The sequence below is a fragment of the Methylobacterium gregans genome, from assembly GCF_022179245.1.
GTDB classification, from domain to species: Bacteria; Pseudomonadota; Alphaproteobacteria; order Rhizobiales; family Beijerinckiaceae; genus Methylobacterium; species Methylobacterium gregans.
This window is the reverse complement of the sequence record NZ_BPQM01000084.1, coordinates 57778-76879: the sequence shown is the minus strand read 5'-3', so window position 1 is coordinate 76879 and position 19102 is coordinate 57778. Positions and strand designations below refer to the sequence as shown.

The window sequence follows — 19102 nt, the reverse complement described above, 5'->3', positions numbered from 1 at the left end:
TGCGGGCCGACGATCTCGTCGAGGCCCGCAACCGCGCCAACTGCTGGGACACGGCGGGCTGGCGCAGGTTCAGCAGTTGCTCCAGTTCCGAGACTGAGCGCTCGCCCTCGACCAACAGGCAAAGGATAACAAGGCGCGCCTCGTGGCCGAGAGCCTTCAGCAGCTCGCTGGCATCACGTGCATTGGCCAGCAACAGTTCCAGGTCGAGGCTGCCCGGGGCCTCGGCGCTCGTCACCGGCTGCGCTTGCTGCAACGGCATCATCTCACCCTTTTCCTTGCCGTCTAAAACCCGTCACGGGGAAGCCGGTAGCTGTTTCAGCAACCGCTCGGCCCGCCCCCAGAAAAACTCCTCGCCCGGATAGCCCTCGATCCGGTCGACCTCGGCGCCGCCTTCGATGAGGACGAATGTCGGTGTGTAGAGGATCGGGCGCTTGAGCGTGAGTCCGGGAGGGATGCCTGCGTCGAGATCGACACGGCGCAACGGCGCCCGCTTCCCGATATCCGTCTTCGGATAGATCGGCCCGATCTCCTTGTCCCACACCTTGCACCACGGGCAGCCGCGCCGCTCGAATTTGACCATTTCGGCGGCCTCGACGGAGCAAGGCCATAGGGCGCCCCCCCAAGCCCCCGCCATGACTGCCCGCCTCGTTTCCCGCATCGACCTTCCCAAGCTCAAGACCATCACTTTGATATAGCAAAAATCGAATGTGTTCGAGTGGAAGCGACGTGGCCGCCGGGATTGTGATTGGCCCCGGAACAGCGGACTCAATCGCCCCTTCACCTCGCCTCCTCTCAAAGCCACAGCAGCAGCGGGTATCAGGGGCAACGGATTGCCAGATGCGGGAAATTCGCACTACACATGCACGAACAAGAATATTTGGAGGGGACGTCATGTCGACCCGGCGCCGGTTCCTTGCGGGTGCCCTCGCGCTTGGCCTGCCTTCCAAAGCCATGGCCCAGGCGATCCAGGGCGATGACGGTCTCTACCGGGAGCCCTGGTTCCTCGAAAGCTTCCTCGACCTGTCGGACGATCTGAGGGCGGCCCGGGACCACGGCAAACGTCTTGCCGTCCTTTGGGAGTTGAAGGGCTGTCCCTACTGCAAGCAGATCCACCTCGTGAACTTCGCGGATCGGGCGACGAGCACGTATATCCGCGAGCGTTTCGATATCCTGCAGTTGAACTTCATCGGTTCGCGCGAAGTCACCGATTTTGACGGGCAGACCCTTTCCGAAAAGGGCTTCGCGGAGAAATACGGGATCTACTCCACGCCGAGCATACAGTTTTTCCCGGCGGAAGAATCGACGCTCGCGGACAAGCCGCCTCAGCAGCGCGAGGTCCTGCGCCTTCGGGGTTATGTCGCGCCTGAGGAGTTCCGGCGAACCTTCGCCTTCGTGGCCGAGCGAGCCTACGAGCGTACGAACCTGCAGGACTACCTGCGCTCCCCGGAGGCGGCGCGGCGGGGCTAACAGTTCGGCCGCGATGATCGGTGGCCTCCTGATTAACGCTTGACTCGAAAGCGATAAGCGTCAAACTTGCAAATATTCGCATATGTCGATTGGTTCGCCCATCGGCAGTGCGTGCGGTTCGAAACGACCGCACCCGCCGCAATGACGGCGCACCGAGGAAACGCCAGATGCGTAGGCCGATCACAGCCTTTGCGCTCGCAGGACTTTGCGTCCTCGCGACCGCCGCCGGAGCCGAGACGGCTTCAACCGGGCTTGCACCGTTCAAGGTCGTGGCCGTCGACGGCAGCGACGCGATCCCCGAGCCGCTTACCGACAAGCCGGGGAATGCGGCGGCCGGCGCCAAGGTCGTGGTGAACCGCCGCCAGGGCAACTGCCTCGGCTGCCATCAGGTCTCTTCGCTGAGCACCGAGTCCTTTCACGGCGAGATCGGACCCTCCCTCGACGGCGTCGCCGAACGGTGGGACGCGGCGCATCTGCGCATGATCGTCGTCAACCCGAAGCACGTCTTCACCGAGGCGACCGTGATGCCTGCCTTCTACCGGATCGAGGGCCTTCATCGCGTGCGTCCCGAGTTCCAGGGCAAGCCGATCCTGACCGCGCAGCAGGTCGAGGACGTCGTCGCCTACCTCACGACCCTGAAGTGATCTCGCGGGCTGAAGGAGCCGCTTCCCATGACCTCTGCCAAGATCCCCGCATTGAACCGCCGCCAAGCCCTGGCCTTCGGCACCGGAGCCGTCGTGGCAACCGCCTTCGCCTTCCGCGCTGGACCGGCCCTGGCCGCGAAGCCTGCGACCGATGAGGCCATCAAGGCCTTCACCCGCGGCAAGGAGCCCGTGAGGGGCAAGGTCAAGCTCGAACTCCCCGAGATCGCCGAGAACGGCAACACCGTACCGATGACGGTGAGCGTCGACGTGCCGATGACGCCGGAGAGCTATGTCGAGGAGGTGATGATCGTTGCCGAGGGCAATCCGAACCCCGGCGTCATCAGCTTCCACTTCACGCCGTCGAGCGTCGCCGAGGCGAACACGCGCATCCGTCTTGCCGAGACGCAGAACGTCATCGCGGTCGCCCGCATGAACGACGGCTCGGTCTTCAGCGACGTCCGCCAGGTGAAGGTCACCATCGGCGGCTGCGGCGGCTAACCCACACGCAACAGCATCGAACGAGGACGGGAGGACCACATGGCCGACGTGAAGCCGCGGATCAAACTGGACAAGAAGGATGTCGCAAAGGGAGACATCATCGAGGTGAAGACGCTCGTCTCACACACGATGGAATCCGGCCAGCGCAAGGACAAGGACGGGAAGACGATCCCGCGCAAGATCCTGAATAAGTTCACCTGCGACCTGAATGGCAAGACGATCTTCAGCGCCGACATAGAGAGCGCGGTCTCCGCCAACCCCTACTTCCAGTTCAAGATCAGACCCGAGGAAACCGGCACGCTGACCTTCACTTGGATCGATGACGACGGGTCGAAGACCCAGGCCACCGAGCAGATCAAGGTCGCCTGACGCGCGCCCGGGGCCGATTGCCCCGGAGCGCCTCCCCCGCCGCGCCGGAGCCCTCGCAATGGTCCGCCCCATTCCCTTTGCCGTCACCGCGCTCGCGCTCGTCGCGCTGGCCGTCGCACCCCATGCGCAGGACATGCCCTCCGCGCCCGCCGCTAAGGAAGGGTCCGAGCGTCCGGCCTGGCAGGCGCACGGCCTCAAGGTCCAGAACCCGAATTCCCCGTTTGATGAAGTTGTCTCCGGCCTGTATTTCCGCTCCAAGGAAACGCAGGACATGCAGGCCGACGACTTCAACAATCCGGGCTTCCTCGCCGTGGAGCAGGGAGAGGAACTCTGGTCGAAGGTCGATGGCGCGGCGGGAAAGTCCTGTGCGAGCTGCCACAACGAGGCATCGACCTCGATGAAGGGCGTCGCGGCGGCCTATCCGAAGTGGAACGAGAAGCTCGGCAAGCCGGTCAATCTGGAGCAGCGGATCAACATCTGCCGCAGCGGCGCCCTGAAAGCCGAGCCCTGGGCCTTCGGCTCGTCCGAACTTACGGCCATGACCACCTACGTCCGTAACCAGTCCCGCGGGATGCCGGTCGCCGTGAAGGTGGACGGGCCCATGACGCCCTGGTTCGAGCGAGGACAATCGCTCTACTACCAGCGGAACGGCCAACTCGATCTCGCTTGCGCGAGCTGCCACGAGAAGAACCACGGCAAGTATCTCCGGGCCGACTTCCTCAGCCAGGGGCAGAGCAACGGATTCCCCGTCTACCGCCTGCGCGACCAGCGGCTGGTGCCGCTCCACGAGCGCATGGAAGGTTGCATGCAGGACGTCCGGGCCACGCCGTTCAAGCCGCTCTCCGACGAGTTCCTCGCCCTGGAGACCTACGTCGCGTGGCGCGGCCTCGGCCTTCCGGTCGAGACGCCCGCCGTGCGCAACTGAGGGCCTGATCCTGCCATGACCTCACGCCGCGACTTCCTGCAGATCGCCGCCGCCACCGCGGCCCTGGTGCCGACGGGCTGGACCCGCGCCTTCGCCCAGCAGCGCCTGACCCAGGACGACCTCCTGGCCTTCGAGCCGATGGGCAACGTCACCCTGGTCCATCTCACCGACATCCACGCGCAGTTGCGGCCCGTGCTGTTCCGCGAGCCCTCGACCAACCTCGGGATGGGCGAGGCGCGCGGTCAGGTCCCCCACGTCACCGGACGCGCCTACCTCGACCTCTACGGCATCCCCGGCGGCTCGCCGCTGGCCTATGCGCTCACGCCGGAGGACTACGTCGCGCTGGCCCGCAGCTATGGCCGGATGGGCGGCCTCGACCGGATCGCCACGGTGCTCGACGCGATCCGCGCCGAGCGAGGCGACAAGGTGCTGTTCCTGGACGGCGGCGACACTTGGCAGAACAGCTACACCTCGATGGTGAGCAAGGGCCAGGACATGGTCGACTGCATGGCGCTGCTGAAGCCCGACGCCATGACGGGCCACTGGGAGTTCACCCTCGGCACCGAACGGGTTAAGGAGATCGTGGACGGGCTCGGCTGCCCGTTCCTGGGCCAGAACGTTCGCGACGCCGAATGGAACGAGCCGGCCTTCGAGGCCACGAAGATGTTCGAGCGCGGCGGCGCGAAGGTCGCGGTGATCGGGCAGGCCTTTCCCTACACGCCCATCGCCAACCCTCGCTGGATGATCCCCGGCTGGTCCTTCGGCATCCGCGAGGAGGACGTGCAAGCGAGCGTCGACAAGGCCCGGAAGGAGGGCGCCGACCTCGTCGTGCTGCTCTCCCACAACGGCTTCGACGTGGACCGCAAGCTCGCCTCGCGGGTGAAGGGAATCGACGTCGTACTCACCGGACACACGCACGACGCGCTGCCTCAGGCGGTAAAGGTCGGCAACACCCTACTCATCGCCTCGGGCAGCCACGGCAAGTTCCTCACCCGCGTCGACCTCGACGTGCGGGACGGGGCCGTGAAGGGCTACCGTTCGAAGCTCATCCCGATCTTCTCCGATATCATCGCCCCAGAGAAGACGATGGCGGCCAAGATCCGGTCGATCCGTGCGCCCCACGAGGCGATGCTGAAGGAGGAACTCGGCCGGACCGAGGCCCTGCTCTACCGGCGGGGCAACTTCAACGGCACGCTCGACGACATGATCTGCGATGCGCTCCTGTCCGAGCGAGAGGCTGAGATTGCCCTCTCGCCCGGCTTCCGCTGGGGCACGACCCTCCTGCCCGGCCAGTCGATAACCCGCGAGGACGTCTACAACGCCACCGCCATCACCTACCCGGCGGCTTATCGGATGCCGATGACCGGCGCCCGGCTGAAGGAGGTGCTGGAGGACGTGGCCGACAACCTCTTCAACGCCGATCCGTACTACCAGCAAGGTGGCGACATGGTGCGGGTGGGCGGCGTGTCCTACGCCATCGACGTCGCTCGCCCGGCCGGCAGCCGCATCTCAGACCTCACCCTCCTGCGCACCGGCAAACCCATCGAGGCTGGCACCAGCTACACCGTGGCAGGATGGGCGAGCGTCAACGAGGGCACCGACGGCCCGCCGATCTGGGACGTCGTCTCCTCGCACATCAAGGCCAAGGGAACGGTGAACCCGACGCCCGCGCAGGTCACCGTCCGTGGCGCCTAGTCGTCTCCAATATATTCACACATTGCTATACTTGAAACAGTTCGGAGAGGCCGATGTCTGAACCGAAGCCGCGCCCCGATCCGTCCGGGCCAACCTCTCGAAGATCCTTCCTGCGCACCGGCCTCGCCCTCGGCGGAGCGGTCGGCACGGGGGCTTTTGCGGGCCGCGCAGCCGCCGCGCCGGACGCGAAGAACCTTCCGCCGAGCGTACCGGAATGGTCGCAGTCGCTCGGTGAGGGTGTCGTCAGCCGGCCCTACGGCCGCCCGTCGAAGTTCGAGGTGGACGTGATCCGCCGCGACGTCGAATGGCTGACCGCCTCGCGCCAGAGTTCGGTCAGCTTCACGCCGCTGCACCAGCTGGAGGGAATCATCACCCCGAACGGCCTGGGCTTCGAGCGCCACCATGGCGGCATCGCCGAGATCGATCCGTCCGAGCATCGGTTGATGATCCACGGCCTCGTCGAGAAGCCGCTGATGCTGACGCTGGAGGACATCAAGCGCTTCCCCCGCGTCAACCGGATCGCGTTCCTCGAATGCGCGGCCAATTCCGGCATGGAGTGGAAGGGCGCGCAGCTCAACGGCTGTCAGTTCACCCACGGCATGATCCACTGCGTCATGTACACGGGCGTCCCGCTCAAGCGCTTGCTCGAAGAAGCCGGTCTCAAGACCAACGCCAAGTGGCTGTTGCCGGAGGGCGCCGACGCCGCGGCGATGACCCGCTCCGTGCCGATCGAGAAAGCGTTCGACGACGCCATCGTCGCCTACGCCATGAACGGAGAGGCGCTCTATCCCGAGCACGGCTATCCGCTCCGCCTCGTCCTGCCGGGATGGCAAGGCAACATGTGGGTGAAGTGGCTGCGCCGGATCAAGGTCGGCGACGAGCCCTGGCACACCCGCGAGGAGACGTCGAAGTACACGGCACTCATGCCGGACGGTCAGGCGCGGCGCTTCACCTGGGCCATGGACGCGAAGTCCGTCATCACCAATCCGAGTCCGCAGGCGCCCATCCACGGTAAGGGCTTCACCGTGCTTTCGGGCTTGGCGTGGTCGGGGCGGGGCGCGATCAAGGGCGTGGACGTCTCGCTCGATGGCGGCCGCAACTGGCGGGCCGCGCGGCTCGACGGGCCGGTCCTCGATAAGGCGCTGACGCGTTTCTATTATGAGTTCGACTGGAACGGCGATCCGCTGCTGATCCAGTCCCGCGCCATGGACGAGACCGGCTACGTCCAGCCGACCAAGGCGGCCCTGCGCCAACACCGCGGCCTGAACTCGATCTACCACAACAACGGCATCCAGACCTGGCACGTGCTGCCCAGCGGGGAGATCGAGAATGTCGAGGTCGCGTAACCGTCTTTCGGCCGCCCTTGCGACCGTCCTCCTCGCGGCCACGCCGGTGGCGGCGGAGCGTCTGAACATCGGCCGCGTCGCGACGCCGGAGGAGATCAAGGGCTGGGACATTGACGTGCGGCCGGACGGCCAGGGGCTTCCTGTCGGCAAGGGAACCGCGGCGCTCGGCGAGACGGTCTTCCAGGAGCGCTGCGCCAGCTGCCATGGCGAGTTCGGCGAGGGCGCGGGACGGTGGCCGGAGCTCGCCGGTGGGTCCGGCACGTTGAAGTCCGACAGTCCGGTTAAGACCATCGGGTCCTACTGGCCCTACGCCTCGACCGTCTTCGATTTCATTCACCGGGCAATGCCGTTCGGCGCGGCACAGACCCTCACGCCGGACGAGACATACTCGGTCACCGCCTATCTCCTCTATCTCAACGACATTCTGAAGGATCAGGACTTCGAGCTGAACGAGAAGAACCTCGCCAGCATCCGCCTGCCTAACGAGAAAAACTTCTTCATGGACGACCGCGAGACGGCGGAGAAGGAGTTCTGGACGGCCAAGCCCTGCATGACGAACTGCCTGCCGAAGGAAGCGTCCATCACGAGCCGCGCTCGCATCCTCGACGTGACGCCAGACAAGGCTGCCGAACCCGCGAAGAAGGCCCCGCCGGTCCAATGACGAGCCGTCCCAACTCCGCGGGAACGCGCTGCGACAGGCGGTTGTTCTTGGGTGGCCTCGCAGCGGGCTTCGCGGGCGCGTGGCCCGTCCGCCGCGCTTCGGCGAACCAGACAGCGGCGCTCAGGGTCGGCGCCGCCTCCGTGGAGACGGCGAGCGACGGCACGCTGTCCTCCTCCCTCGCCTTCATGCTGCCCGACACGCCGCGCGCGGAAGTTGAAGCCGTCTTTAAGGCCGAGGGTCAGCCCGCGGAGGCCACCCCGATTCCGACGAACCCGAGCCTCGTTCGGATCGGCTCGGAAGTCATTCTGATCGATGCCGGCTCGGGCAACTCGTTCCAGCCCACGGCCGGCAAGCTCGGCGAGACGCTGGAGAGCCGGAACATCTCACGTGAGGCGATCACCCAGGTGGTGTTCACGCACGCCCATCCCGATCATCTCTGGGGCGCGGTCGATGATTTCGACGACAGCGAACGGTTTCCCAATGCCCGCTACGTCGTGCCGGCCGCGGAATGGGATTTCTGGACCCGCGAGGATGTCGAGACCCGCGTACCGGATTGGCTTAAGGGCCTCTCCGTAGGCTCGCGACGGACCCTGCGACGCCTTGAGGCGAAGGTGGAGCGCCGTAAGCCCGGCGAAAGCATCGCTCCCGGCCTCACCTACGTCGCGACGCCGGGGCATACGCCCGGTCACGCCTCCGTCCTTGTCGAAGCCGGTCGGGAGCAGGTACTGATCGGCGGGGATGCCTTGAGCCACGCGGTTGTGTCGTTCCGCCGCCCCGCCTGGGCCTTCGGAAGCGATCTCGACCGTGACCTCGCGGCGCGTACCCGCCTCACCCTGCTGGACCGCTTGGCGAATGAGCGGATGACGCTTGTCGGCTTTCACCTCCCGAGCTCAGGCGTCGGACGTGTCGAGCGCGTTGGTGCGAGTTATCGCTTCGTACAAACCTGACGACACGATTTCGCAGGAATATTCCTGTCGGAACAGGACCGTTCGCGAACGGAGTGGACACGATGATGCTGTCGCGTAGGGGCGTGTCCGGACTGGCCGCGCTGATGGCTTGGCTCGTGGCGAGCAGGGCCTCGGCGACCCAATCGGCTGACCCCAAGACCCATCGGGTCGCACTGCAGGTCAGTTCTCGCGAGAACGGCGTGTTCGACCTCGCCCTCAACAACGCGGTCAATCTCGCACGCGAATACAGCAATCAGGCCGAGGAGCTTGAGGTCGAGATCGTTGCCTATGGGCCGGGTCTGCACATGCTGCGGGCCGACACATCGCCCGTGACGTCGAGGATCCACTCCATCACCGAGAGCGTGCCGGGAATCGTACTCTCGGCCTGCGGCAACACCATCAAAGCCATGGAGAAGGCAGAGGGGCACCCTCTGGAATTACTGCCACACGTCGGCATCGTTTCGGCTGGTGCAGTCCGTCTCGTGGCACTTCAGGAGGCAGGTTGGAGCTATCTCCGCGTTTGATCGCGCCGGGTCGCCGAAGGCTAGCCATTGGTTGGTCGCGAGACTGCCTCAGGGGTACATCGAGTGCACCGTTCACACATCCGCGTTTGGCGTAGTCCGCCTTCGGTCGCGCAGTAGCTGGTTCCTCGGCGCACACGACGCGCTCAAGGTTTTACAGGAACCGATGAATGCTCGGAATCGCCGTCCCCGCCGTGGCGCTGGCCATGGTCGTCGTCACGCCTGCCCTTGCGATTGAAGTGACGAAGAGCGTGATGGTGCCTGCATCGCCCGAAGCGGTCTGGAAGATGGTTGGCGGGTTTTGCGGCATCGGCAACTGGCACCTCGTCATCGAGAAGTGGGTGCTGTCTTAGAAAGGCGGCAGGCAGGAGTGAACATTGTCGATGAAGGGCAGTGACACCATCATGGAGGAAGAACAGTTCCGCGGCGACAAGAAGATAGACTACACATGCACGATAATCTCCCGCCCGCTGCCTGTGTAGAGCTATAAGTCCATGCTCATAGTGTAGAAGGACGGGAGCGGATCGAAGGTATCCTGGGCCGGAAACGTCAAGCCCAAGGGGGCCTTTGATGCTAAAGCCAAGGAGACAATTGCTGAAGTCTAGGAGGCGGGCCCGAGGGTCATCGCCGACAAGTCCCAGTAATCACGTCGGCAGGCGCAGAGATTTTGGGGCCGCTCTTTCGCACTTGGAGCGGGATCGGCCTAGATCAAAATCCGTCACCGTCGAGTAAGACGCGGATCACACCCAGGGCGTCGCCAACGTACTGCTACGCCCCGCAGCGACCTGACTGGGCGATCACATGGTGTTGCTTCGCGCCGAACCGTTCCTCTGACCTCCTATCTTCCAGGGCGACATCGAAGGGACGGTCGAGAATGCGACAGGTGAAGGTCAGGCTGATCGAGCCGGGGCTGCCGCCCCGGCGGACGCGCTTGAAAATTCCCGGTTGGGCGGGCGATCCGGAGCCCCGCACAGAAGGCTCGCAGGATTATGCCTGGCACTGCATCCCGCTCTTGGAAGCGGTCAAAGGCGGGATCGAGCTGTTCTACGCCTACGACGCCGAATTGGGCGTGAGCACCAGGGCCGCAAGACTGGTCTTTGAGGGAATTTCGCCGAGCCCGGCGGACCGGGACCGCAAAGGCCGCCGCTCTGGAGCTTCGGCGAGGCCTACTACGCCTATCGGATCCTCATCGACCTAAGGGTCGAGGAGAATTAGGTGATCAGGACCGAGATCCACCCACGCTTCTACACCGACTGGACCGGAACAGTGCCGGTCGCAATGCCGGCACTCATCCGGCACTGGGGGCCGACGATGTACTTCATGGTGTTCAAGGCCCCGGACGAAGGCCGCAGGCATATCTTCCGGAAGGACGAGCCGTTCATGCAGGTGTCCGTCGTCTCGGTTGAGGCCGATTTCGAGCTCATGGCGATGAACGAAGAGGAGGCGCCGAGCGCGAACTCCAATCGCGACGCATCTACCCCAGCCGCGAGACGCTGGCGGCGGACTCGCAGTGGACCTCGGCGACCCACACCGTGTTCGGCGGAACCTACCGGCGCATCCTAGGCGCCGCCAAGAGCCAGCGGTAAGGCTGGGCGGGGTGCGGAACCATCCACCCCGCCGCATCAGGCTCTGTACCCGTACGGCATGTCGCAGCAGTGATGGTGATGGTGGCGATGATAGTAGTATTGCGCCTGCTGTACCGTGGCCTCGCCCTAAGAGGCGGCAAGTAGCGGTTTGGCCTTCGCCGCGACCTCGTCCGGCTCCTTTAGGAGCGCCACAGCGTCGGGGATGGGCTTGGGCAGGTCGGCGTAGCTCTCGGCACGCATGGCCGCGGTTAGCACGGTCTGGGCAGGCATCGCGGCCTGTGCTGGGTCGGCGGCCGCGAGCAGGTTGACGGCCCCGATCAGGCAGCGACTGGCTTGTCCATCGACGGGAACCTCCCTTGAATGGCGCGGCCCGCCCCGGGAAAAGCGCGGACGGAAGCGCCGCCGGAAACACCACCTGCGGTAAAGCAGTTCCGGCTTGCCCAAGGCCAGGCAAGCACTTCTCCAACATGAGCATTGAAGTGCTTGCCGCCACTCGCTATTGTCGGTGCCGGCATTCGATGAAATTGATTTTAGTCAATTTCATTCACATCTTCAGTTGCTAAATGCAGCTCGACTACACACTGCATCGTCGTCGCAGACATGCGGCGTGTGCCTGCCGCTTTTCGAGGAGACTGCGATGGCGAGACGTTTGCGTTGGTTCCTGCTGGTTCAACTCGCGGTCGTGCCTGCAGCGTTCGCCCAGCAACCTGCGGCGTCACCGGACGCGCCGGCGTCCTTCGTCGAACCAACGAACGCGGCCCACCGGCACTGTTCCGGCTCGTGTCTGAAGACCGGCGCCCTGCAGTGGTTCTGCCGGCCCGACCAGACGTGCTCCATCGATTGCGCGACCGCGCCGCCGAAGATGCACTGCCACGATCCGCAGCGGTAGTCAGACGGCCTTGCCGACCAGGCTCCCGATTCCTGCCGTGACGGCCATGGCCAGTACGCCCCAGAAGGTCACCCGCGCCGTCGCCCGGGCGATGGGGGCGCCGCCCGCCTTGGCGCCGAGTCCCCCAAGCACCGCCAGGAATACCAGCGAGGCCCCCGACACCGTATAGACCGCGATGTTGCCGGGCGAGAGCGCCGCCGTCGCCAGGGGTAAGGCCGCGCCGGCCGAGAAGGTCGCCGCCGAGGTCAGCGCCGCCTGGACCGGCCGAGCCGTCGTGACCTCGGAGATGCCGAGCTCGTCCCGGGCATGGGCGCCGAGCGCATCCTTGGCCATCAGTTGTTCCGCGACCTGCAAGGCGAGCGCATGGTCGAGGCCCCGGTCGACGTAGATCCGCGCGAGTTCCTCCCACTCGGCGGCCGGGTCGTCGCCGAGCTCGCGCTGCTCGCGGGCGAGGTCGGCCTGCTCGGTGTCGGCCTGGGAACTCACCGAGACGTACTCGCCGGCCGCCATCGACATCGCGCCTGCCACGAGGCCCGCGCTGCCGGCGACGAGGATTTCACCCGTGTTGGCGGACGAGGCTGCCACACCCACGATCAGGCTCGCGGTGGAGACGAGGCCGTCATTTGCGCCGAGGACGGCGGCTCGCAGCCAGCCGATGCGGTCGATCAGGTGCCGCTCCTGGTGGACGGGTCGCATGGGCGTCAGGATCCCCGGGGCAGCATGCGGCGCAGGACGGCGTCGTGCCAGAGGTAGTGGTGCACGAGGGCGGCGACCGCGTGGAACAGGGCCAGGACCATCAGCACGTTGGCGGCCAACCCGTGCCAGTGAGTCAGGGGCCGCCGCCACTCCGGGTCGCCGATCTGCGGCAGGCTGACCGGGCCGAGGGAGACACCGCGCACGAAGGCGTTGGCGATGCCGAGGCCGACGATGACCAGCAGCAGGACGTAGAGCGCGGCGTGGGTCGCCTTCGCCAGGCGATGAAGGGGCCCAGGGTCATCGACCGGCAGGTCGCGGCCCCGGGCCCGCCGCCAGATGAGGAAGGCTACGACGAGGCCGGTGAGGACGAAGCCCAGGTCGAAATGGGCCGACCAGATGCCGGAGCGCAGGGCACTCTTTGGGACAAGGTCTTCGAGGAACGTCCCGACCAGCCATAGGCCGAGCACGAGCGCCGCGGTCAACCAATGCAGCGCGATGGTGCCGCCGTCGTATCTCGCCGTCGGCCGTGTCGTATCGTCGGGTGCATTCATGGTCGAGATCCTGCCTACGCCGGTGATGCTGCCGGGGGATGACGGTCGCCGACGGCTGGACCCGCCGGGGCTATGGCTCGCCTGCCCTTGGCGCTGATGAACCAGAGACCCTCCGGGTCCCGGCTCGACAGCCGCGGGCGGATCAACCCGCGTTCCCTCAGGGACCGGACCGTGCGCATCTCCCAGGGCTTGGGCGAGACAAGCGGTCCCTCCCGGTCGAGCCGGAGCAACATGGCTCGCTGGCCGGGCGTGAGGGGAGGCTGAGGCGTCGTTCGATCCCGGGGGCGCATCTCTAGTTTGGAATTAATATAAACTGATCGCGGGTCAAGGGGAAACCCCGCGCCTGACGGCGCGGGGTTGGCTGTCGTCAGGGCTTGGCGGGTGTTTGGGCCGGAGCCTGCTGGCCCTGCAGGTCGACCGGCTTGTTGTCGTTGAGGTCCCAGCCGGTGTTCGGGTCGGTGTGCGTCCGCTGGAGCTGCGCCCGCATCTGCCACTGGTACTTGGCGATCCCGTGCTCGACCTCCTGCAGCAGGTTCGACGTGGTGGGGTCGACGTCCTCGGTCGTCTTGATGGCCGCGTGCACCTCCTCGCCGACGCGCTTGTAGGCGTTGGTGAACCACACGAGGATCTGCGCATCGTCGAGGAAGCCGCCGGGAATCTCCGGCACGCCGGAAGTCTTCACGATGGTGTTCGCGCGCCCGTCGGCCGAGACGCCGACCGCGAGGAGGCGCTCGGCGATGGTGTCGGCGTACTTCGACAGGCCCTCGTAGTGCTCCTGCAGCAGGAGGTGCAGCGGGTAGTACAGGGTGCCCGATGCGTTCCAGTGCGCCTGCTTGGTCTGCAACTGGAGTTGCTGCAACTCGGTCAGGGTCTGCTGAAGGGCGGCGACGTCCTTCTTCATGCCCTCCTCGCCGGCACCGAGGTCGATGACCGGCTGGCGGCTGACCTCGTTCGTCGGGAATGCCCCGAGGGGCTGGCGGCTTGTCACCTGGGTCTGCGAGGACTGGCGAACGCCCTCGGTCTTGTTGCTAGGGCCCTGTGAACCCGCGGGCTGGGTCGCGGTGGTTTCCTGGGCGACCTGCATGCGCGCCAGGATCTGTGCGGCGGAGGGGGCGACCGCCTTGGCGGGGGTTGAGGCTGGGGCGGCCTCGCGTGCCAGGGCTGGTGTGAGCACGGTCGAGGCCAGGAGGAGCATGGCCGCCAGGGCGTGGATCGGACGGGTCATCGGGAACCTTGGGAACGCTGCATTGGGTGAGGTCCCGCACGCCTTCGGGCAGCCGGGAAGCCCTAGCTGGGACGAACACGGCCTCCCCCTCGTTCCGGTATGAACCCGAATTTAGGCACCGGGGATTCCTGCCCCGCTTGTCCCCTGGCGAGGTCTCGGCCATGTCACGGGAGCGTTTTCGGATAGGTTTCCGGAGGCCGTTCATTGCTTGACCTCATCGTCGGGCGCGCTGACGGGCGGCCTCGCCCGAGGGGAGCAAACCGTTGACGTCCACGCGGCGCTTCGAGGTGCGGTTGGCGACCCGCGACGGACGTCGGGTCCTGACGGCGCAGGCGGAGCGCGAGGTCGCGCTGATGGCCGAGTCGGTGATGAGGCGTTACGGCGACGACATCCTCGACGTGGGCTTTTCGGTCGCGGCCCCCGACCCGGCGGCGAGCCGGCGGATCGCCCTCTACCTCTCGACGCTGGTCAACGAACTCGACCCGGCTTGAGGTCTACGCCCCGGTTCTCGCGCGGGGCAGGTGGTTCCCAGGGTGGTGCGCAAGACACTCAACGGTGCATCGCCAGCATCCAGAAGGCCATAACGACCATCATCACGTTCTCGGTGAGCGGGACGAAGCCGAGCGGGACCTTGCTCGACCCGCCCACGCAGGCGCACTTGATGTCGCACTTGTCGAGATGGACCGCCTTTGAACACCGAGACTGAGTCTAAGCGGGCGCTGCGAGCGAGCCCCGCGGGGGTGCGGTTTCGCGACTTCGAGGCCGGGTATGAGGTTGCGCTGACCCGATACCCTGCGCGCGTGGCATCCGAGCGTCGGCCTTGACGCCCATCGCGCCCACTTGGTTGTCCCATTCGGATGCCACTTTGGGCGGGGCGCAGCGGGCGCCCGACGCAGCGTGGCCGGCTCGCGCCCCTACCGGAACCGGATCGGGCAGGGGCGGAGCGTTTCTTGAGACCGGATCGGCGGGTCAGGTGTCGACGCACGGTCGCGTAGCGGGAAGCGATTCCGGCTATCGAGGTCCGGCAGCGGATGCGCTGCCCGTCGGCCAGGATGCCGCCGGCAGTTCCGGGACGGCGTCGCGACAGGACCTGGCAATCCTCCGCATGCCCCGATCCCGCCTGTTGGAGGCGGCCGGCGATGCCGGCGTACCCAGCGCCCGTTCGATGTCGTCCAGCCGATCCGCCAGATCGGACAGGCGTCCGGCCAGGGCTTGGTCAGCCGGATGGGATGCCGGGGACATCAGGTCGGACATCGTCGCGAGTTCGACAGCGGCCGCGTCGGGAACCGCAGCGGCGACCTCAAAGGTCGCCGCCAGCAGGATCCCGATGCGTAGGGTCTCAAGCGTCGGAAGCCCGCGGTCCATGGCGGCCTTCACGGATCGGCCGGGCAAAGGCACCCGGACCGGCAGCGTCCTCGCGGCGGCTTCGGTGCCGCGTCCCTGCAGGCCATGCTTGGGCGATGCGGCAGGCCCATGAGGCCGCCCCGCCCCGAACGTCAGGAGCCACGGGCGCCGCGCGCAGCGATCGGATGCGTCCCGACGCTTCGCGCCGGACGCGAGCTCTCCGCCGGCAGCGTGACCGGCGGACCGCCTAGCGCGCCTGGCTTGCAGGGGGTCCCCTCCGGAGACCACGGCCACGTCGAGGTGGGTCCAGACGCCGCCCTCATGCAGGAAGCCGAGCGGGGCGACGAAGCCGACGTCGGCTTGGCCGCCGGCCGCGGCCCGCGCGAGCATCGCGGACATGTCCGCCCGGGATGCCGCCGCGTCCTCCATGGATGGACCGCAGGTCGGCCGCCCGATCTCGTGTCCGTCGATGACGGTCATGAACCGTCCTACGCACGCGAGCCCGCAGCTGGCCAACAGCGCGGCGTAAAGAGCGGAACCATCGTCAGAAAAGAACCCCACGACCATTGCCACCTCCGTCAGTGCACGCTCGAACCTCGCCCCCTGCGACGCTTATTTATACCATCAGTATAATACCTGCGACAAGGTGGCGGTGGCGCGGAGCCGACCCGAAGCCGTCATGAAGGTTACCGCAAACCTCCAGGATGCAGACAAATGACCTTGGGTCACGTCGCGTGGCTCGCGACGCCCAGGCGCTTGCTCCCGGGACGAGGCCATCACGCGAGGGCGACGCCGATGGGCGAGGCGAGACCCGCTGCCCGTAACGGTTCCTGGGGGGGACGGAGCAAGCCGGTCGCGCGGACGGCTGCCCGTGCGGATGCCGGATGCGCCCGACCGCCCGTCGAAACCGCGCCCTACCTGGGATGCGCCCGCGGCCTGAGGGTCATCTCATCGCGGATCGGGCTGCCGTCCAGCGGGGGCAACTTGAGCTTGGCGATGGCTCGACGCGCCGCGCGCATGTGCGGCCCCTCGCTGTATACGTCCAGGGTGATGCTGCTGCGCTTGTGCCCGACGATCGCGGAAATCATCTCGCCCGGCACCCCGGCCTGCTCCATGCGGCTGCTGAACCAGCGCCGGAAGGAGTGGAAATTCACCAGGGACCGCCGCTTGCCGGGCACCACCTCGTCGACCCCGACGCTTCGGCGGTATTCCGTGAACCGGTTCGAGGCCTTGAAGCTGCGCTCGCGCATCGAGTCGGCCTTCTTGACGGGGGGCCATTCCGGAAAAAGGTCGTCCTCGGGCTGCTTGCCGGCCGTTCGCCGGGCGACGAGTTCCGCCAGGTCGGCATGGATCGGGACGTAGCGGGCCGACGCCTCCTGCTTCTGAGGCTTGAACAGGAAGCAATTGTACGCCGTGTCGCGGACCTTCAGGTCGACGATGGCGTCGAGCCGCGCCCCGGTCAGCGCCCCGATCAGCATCAGGTCTCGCAGCTTCGGCGGGGCGGGCCCGCGGAGCAGGTCCGCGAGTTCACTGTCCTTGAAGGGCCTCTCCTTCTGGTCGTGCTTCTCCTTCGGGCCCTTGAGGCGGACGTTGGCGAACACGTTGCCCGACACGGCCGCCGTCCTCGGCACCATCCACTGCCAGTAGCCGGAGAGCCGGCCGATGTACTTGTTGAGCGTCACGTGGTGGAGGCCGGTCATCTCGACCAGCGCGTCGGCGAAGGCGTGCGCGCGCCTCACGTCGATCTCCTGAAGCGTGGCCGGGATGCGCTCGCGCTTGCACCATTCCTGCAGGAAACGCAGCGCGCGGGCGTCGTCCGCCCGGGTCCGGTCCTTGACGAAGAGCTGCTTGCGGTAGTCCTCGTGCATCAGGTCGACGGGAGTCGCCCGACCGTGCGAGATCGCCGAGAAGAGCATGGCCTTCTCGGTCTGCTCGGGAAGCGCCTCCTCGACCTCGTTCGGACCTTCCTCGGGATCTTCGACCCTGACCCAACGCGCGTCCTTCCAGCGGATCTCCGCATGGCGCTCGTAGACCGCCTCCTGAAACTCCTGCCAATCCTCGGCACTGCCGTTCCGCTTGAGTTCCTCGGCGACCTTCGAGAACTCAACGGCGATCTTCATGTCGTCCACGCCGGGGCGCCCCACCGCCTCCATGGCCTCCGCGATCCGCCGCTTGAAGCGCTCCACGTGCTTCCTCTTGAGCACGTTCGCCTCCCTGAGGCTGTCCGTGCCGAGATTGTGCACGAGCTTCGTGGCCCCGAGGGCGCGCCGCACCGGTACCGGAACCGAGACCGTGACCCGCCACGTACCGCCGTGCAATTCCAGGTAAGCCTTCTTCGGGTCGGGCGTGCGGGCCAAGACGTACTCCATGCGGAGCCCAGCGCGGCGACGCTTCACTCCTGCCAAGCGGGATGCCGGGCACCTCAGACAGTCAATCGTCGGTCCGCTGCAGTGTCGATGATGGGGCGAGTACCTTGATCCAACACTAACGCGTCGTGCTGCTGCCAACCGGCTCCGCCCCGGTCCCCAAGCCGGTCGCCGTGCTAGTCGTGGGCGAATAATTATACCGTAGATAAGAAACGATGGCCACCGCCCGGCGCGCAGCTAGGACCGATGCGCGTCGGCGAGAGCGAGCTCATGTCACTTCATGCCCAGCGAGATGCAGGGCCGATGACACGACCGGACCGTCATGCCGGTGCTTTGCTCCCTTTTGGCAGGACGCATCACGCGCCGAGGGGCGCCTCATACACCGGGATATGGATGTGGGTTTCTCCGGAAGCCTCGCGACCGTGCCGACGCGGGTATGCAGCAGCGCCCACAGGGTCCGAGTCCGGTTACGCGCTCTCAACCACGCCATCGTTTTTGCGGCGCGGGTAGCCTGGGCGTTCACGACTGCGAGTCTTGTTCCGTGCACCCTGTTCGCAACTTGGGGGGATACATGGACCAGCGGCTCCTGGCACAGCTAACCGGAATGGCCAACAAGCACGCTCAGGCGTTGAACGCCTTACCCGTTCGGGAACGCATGGAATACATGCGCTCGCTCGTCGGGTCGGCTGACTGTGCCTGGGCCGTGTTCCCGGACGGGGAGGGATCGGGCGTCCCGCACGTGATCCTCGTCAAGGGGAAGCGCGTGGGCCGGCGTATGGAGAAGTCCGGCCGCCTCAAGGGGAAGGTGACCGCGGTTCCATGCATCGACCGCTTCATGGCGGAGGCGTTGAACGATGCCTTCGGCGACGGGTCCACCACCTTGCCAGGAACTGCGCAACCCTCTCCTGAAGTCGCGGCCTTGCTGCGTGCGAACACGACCGAGATGCGCCGCCTTGTCGATGAGGCGAACCGAAACGGCGATCTCGTGAGGGACGGAAAGGTGACCGTGGAAGACCTTTTCCTCCGGGCCGACGTGGTGCACGCGGTCTGGTCGGACCCATCCTCTCCCGGTGGCGTCGGCAAGATGCTGGCCAAGGGCGAAGGCCGGCTCATGCTCATCAGCCAGGGCACCAAGGGCGTTCCCACCAGAACCGTGGCCCTCCGGTTCCTCGACCGCGTCCAGGCCGAGCAAGCTTGGCTCATTTACGGCGACGGACGCGGCGCGATGAGCCAGGCATCCTGAACCGGCCTTCGCGTTCGGCTTCACCCGTAGTCGCGGGCGAGCGGCGTGGCATTGCCGACCCGGGGTCACACGGGCCATCGGCACATGGGCTTGCGGTTCTCGCCGGGGACGACGGAGGCGGCATGACCT

Annotated in this window: 22 protein-coding genes and 2 pseudogenes; 15 read left to right on the top strand and 9 right to left on the bottom strand. The window is 66.3% G+C overall.

Going from position 1 to position 19102, the window contains the following annotated elements:
- Both MFF54_RS17275 and MFF54_RS17270 read right to left on the bottom strand, forming a co-directional pair.
- Window positions 1-259: ArsR/SmtB family transcription factor (locus MFF54_RS17275; protein ID WP_238304054.1), on the bottom strand; the 259-nt coding region annotated here is incomplete at its 3' end.
- A 33-nt stretch (window positions 260-292) separates the two neighbouring features.
- Window positions 293-580, bottom strand: a complete 288-nt coding sequence (locus tag MFF54_RS17270) for a thioredoxin domain-containing protein (protein ID WP_012455890.1) — start codon at window positions 578-580, stop codon at window positions 293-295.
- 311 nt (window positions 581-891) lie between these two features.
- Between MFF54_RS17270 and MFF54_RS17265 the strand changes: the two genes are divergently transcribed.
- The 12 genes and pseudogenes from MFF54_RS17265 to MFF54_RS27820 all read left to right on the top strand — a co-directional run bounded on the left by MFF54_RS17265 (window position 892) and on the right by MFF54_RS27820 (window position 10659).
- Window positions 892-1467: a thioredoxin family protein gene (locus tag MFF54_RS17265; RefSeq protein WP_003597867.1), complete on the top strand. Its 576-nt coding sequence runs from the start codon at window positions 892-894 to the stop codon at window positions 1465-1467.
- 167 nt (window positions 1468-1634) lie between these two features.
- Window positions 1635-2111: a sulfur oxidation c-type cytochrome SoxX gene (soxX, locus tag MFF54_RS17260; protein WP_003597865.1), complete on the top strand. Its 477-nt coding sequence runs from the start codon at window positions 1635-1637 to the stop codon at window positions 2109-2111.
- Between the two features lie 27 nt (window positions 2112-2138).
- The gene (gene soxY / locus MFF54_RS17255) at window positions 2139-2609 is read left to right on the top strand and encodes a thiosulfate oxidation carrier protein SoxY (RefSeq protein WP_003597863.1); all 471 of its coding nucleotides are present in this window, start codon (window positions 2139-2141) and stop codon (window positions 2607-2609) included.
- A gap of 39 nt (window positions 2610-2648) precedes the next feature.
- The gene (gene soxZ, locus MFF54_RS17250; protein WP_003597861.1) at window positions 2649-2978 is read left to right on the top strand and encodes a thiosulfate oxidation carrier complex protein SoxZ; all 330 of its coding nucleotides are present in this window, start codon (window positions 2649-2651) and stop codon (window positions 2976-2978) included.
- A gap of 58 nt (window positions 2979-3036) precedes the next feature.
- Window positions 3037-3903 carry a sulfur oxidation c-type cytochrome SoxA gene (gene soxA / locus MFF54_RS17245; protein WP_003597860.1) on the top strand — a complete coding sequence of 289 codons (867 nt, stop codon included), beginning with the start codon at window positions 3037-3039 and terminating at the stop codon, window positions 3901-3903.
- Window positions 3904-3918: 15 nt separating this feature from the next.
- A complete protein-coding gene (gene soxB / locus MFF54_RS17240) occupies window positions 3919-5598 on the top strand; it encodes a thiosulfohydrolase SoxB (protein ID WP_003597858.1) in 1680 nt (559 codons plus the stop codon).
- Between the two features lie 53 nt (window positions 5599-5651).
- Window positions 5652-6944, top strand: a complete 1293-nt coding sequence (gene soxC, locus MFF54_RS17235) for a sulfite dehydrogenase (protein WP_003597857.1) — start codon at window positions 5652-5654, stop codon at window positions 6942-6944.
- Window positions 6928-7605 carry a c-type cytochrome gene (locus MFF54_RS17230; protein WP_012455891.1) on the top strand — a complete coding sequence of 226 codons (678 nt, stop codon included), beginning with the start codon at window positions 6928-6930 and terminating at the stop codon, window positions 7603-7605. Before soxC ends, MFF54_RS17230 begins: the two co-directional genes overlap by 17 nt.
- A complete protein-coding gene (locus MFF54_RS17225) occupies window positions 7602-8552 on the top strand; it encodes an MBL fold metallo-hydrolase (RefSeq protein WP_012455892.1) in 951 nt (316 codons plus the stop codon). Before MFF54_RS17230 ends, MFF54_RS17225 begins: the two co-directional genes overlap by 4 nt.
- Window positions 8553-8614: 62 nt before the next feature.
- The gene (locus MFF54_RS17220; protein WP_003597852.1) at window positions 8615-9076 is read left to right on the top strand and encodes a DsrE family protein; all 462 of its coding nucleotides are present in this window, start codon (window positions 8615-8617) and stop codon (window positions 9074-9076) included.
- A 167-nt stretch (window positions 9077-9243) separates the two neighbouring features.
- On the top strand, window positions 9244-9426 hold the full coding sequence (locus MFF54_RS17215; RefSeq protein WP_017484328.1) for an SRPBCC family protein: 183 nt from the start codon (window positions 9244-9246) through the stop codon (window positions 9424-9426).
- A 521-nt stretch (window positions 9427-9947) separates the two neighbouring features.
- A pseudogene (locus tag MFF54_RS27820) lies at window positions 9948-10659 on the top strand (hypothetical protein).
- Between the two features lie 126 nt (window positions 10660-10785).
- Here MFF54_RS27820 and MFF54_RS17205 read toward each other — a convergent pair.
- Window positions 10786-10929, bottom strand: a complete 144-nt coding sequence (locus tag MFF54_RS17205) for a hypothetical protein (RefSeq protein WP_017484325.1) — start codon at window positions 10927-10929, stop codon at window positions 10786-10788.
- A gap of 367 nt (window positions 10930-11296) precedes the next feature.
- On the opposite strand from MFF54_RS17205, the gene MFF54_RS17200 reads away from it, so the two are divergent.
- The gene (locus tag MFF54_RS17200) at window positions 11297-11548 is read left to right on the top strand and encodes a hypothetical protein (protein ID WP_012455893.1); all 252 of its coding nucleotides are present in this window, start codon (window positions 11297-11299) and stop codon (window positions 11546-11548) included.
- On the opposite strand, the gene MFF54_RS17195 is transcribed toward MFF54_RS17200, so the two are convergent.
- The 3 genes from MFF54_RS17195 to MFF54_RS17185 all read right to left on the bottom strand — a co-directional run bounded on the left by MFF54_RS17195 (window position 11549) and on the right by MFF54_RS17185 (window position 14020).
- Window positions 11549-12244, bottom strand: a complete 696-nt coding sequence (locus tag MFF54_RS17195; protein WP_012455894.1) for a VIT1/CCC1 transporter family protein — start codon at window positions 12242-12244, stop codon at window positions 11549-11551. It lies immediately after the preceding gene.
- A gap of 5 nt (window positions 12245-12249) precedes the next feature.
- Complete coding sequence (locus MFF54_RS17190; protein WP_012455895.1) at window positions 12250-12795, bottom strand: cytochrome b; 546 nt, start codon at window positions 12793-12795, stop codon at window positions 12250-12252.
- Window positions 12796-13162: 367 nt separating this feature from the next.
- The gene (locus MFF54_RS17185; protein WP_012455896.1) at window positions 13163-14020 is read right to left on the bottom strand and encodes a Dps family protein; all 858 of its coding nucleotides are present in this window, start codon (window positions 14018-14020) and stop codon (window positions 13163-13165) included.
- 263 nt (window positions 14021-14283) lie between these two features.
- Here MFF54_RS17185 and MFF54_RS17180 point away from each other — a divergent pair, with 263 nt between their 5' ends.
- The gene (locus MFF54_RS17180) at window positions 14284-14511 is read left to right on the top strand and encodes a hypothetical protein (RefSeq protein ID WP_012455897.1); all 228 of its coding nucleotides are present in this window, start codon (window positions 14284-14286) and stop codon (window positions 14509-14511) included.
- Window positions 14512-14569: 58 nt separating this feature from the next.
- Here MFF54_RS17180 and MFF54_RS17175 read toward each other — a convergent pair.
- The 3 genes and pseudogenes from MFF54_RS17175 to MFF54_RS17165 form a co-directional block, all read right to left on the bottom strand.
- Window positions 14570-14710 (bottom strand): annotated as a pseudogene (locus MFF54_RS17175) (glutaredoxin); the annotation flags it as partial.
- A 321-nt stretch (window positions 14711-15031) separates the two neighbouring features.
- Window positions 15032-15844 (bottom strand): hypothetical protein, encoded by an 813-nt coding sequence (locus tag MFF54_RS17170; RefSeq protein ID WP_231343950.1) that lies wholly within the window; start codon window positions 15842-15844, stop codon window positions 15032-15034.
- Between the two features lie 434 nt (window positions 15845-16278).
- Entirely contained in the window at window positions 16279-17733 is a 1455-nt protein-coding gene (locus tag MFF54_RS17165; RefSeq protein WP_017484323.1) for a tyrosine-type recombinase/integrase, read from the bottom strand.
- Window positions 17734-18301: 568 nt separating this feature from the next.
- Here MFF54_RS17165 and MFF54_RS17160 point away from each other — a divergent pair.
- The gene (locus MFF54_RS17160) at window positions 18302-18973 is read left to right on the top strand and encodes a hypothetical protein (RefSeq protein WP_012455900.1); all 672 of its coding nucleotides are present in this window, start codon (window positions 18302-18304) and stop codon (window positions 18971-18973) included.
- Window positions 18974-19102: the final 129 nt, after the last annotated feature.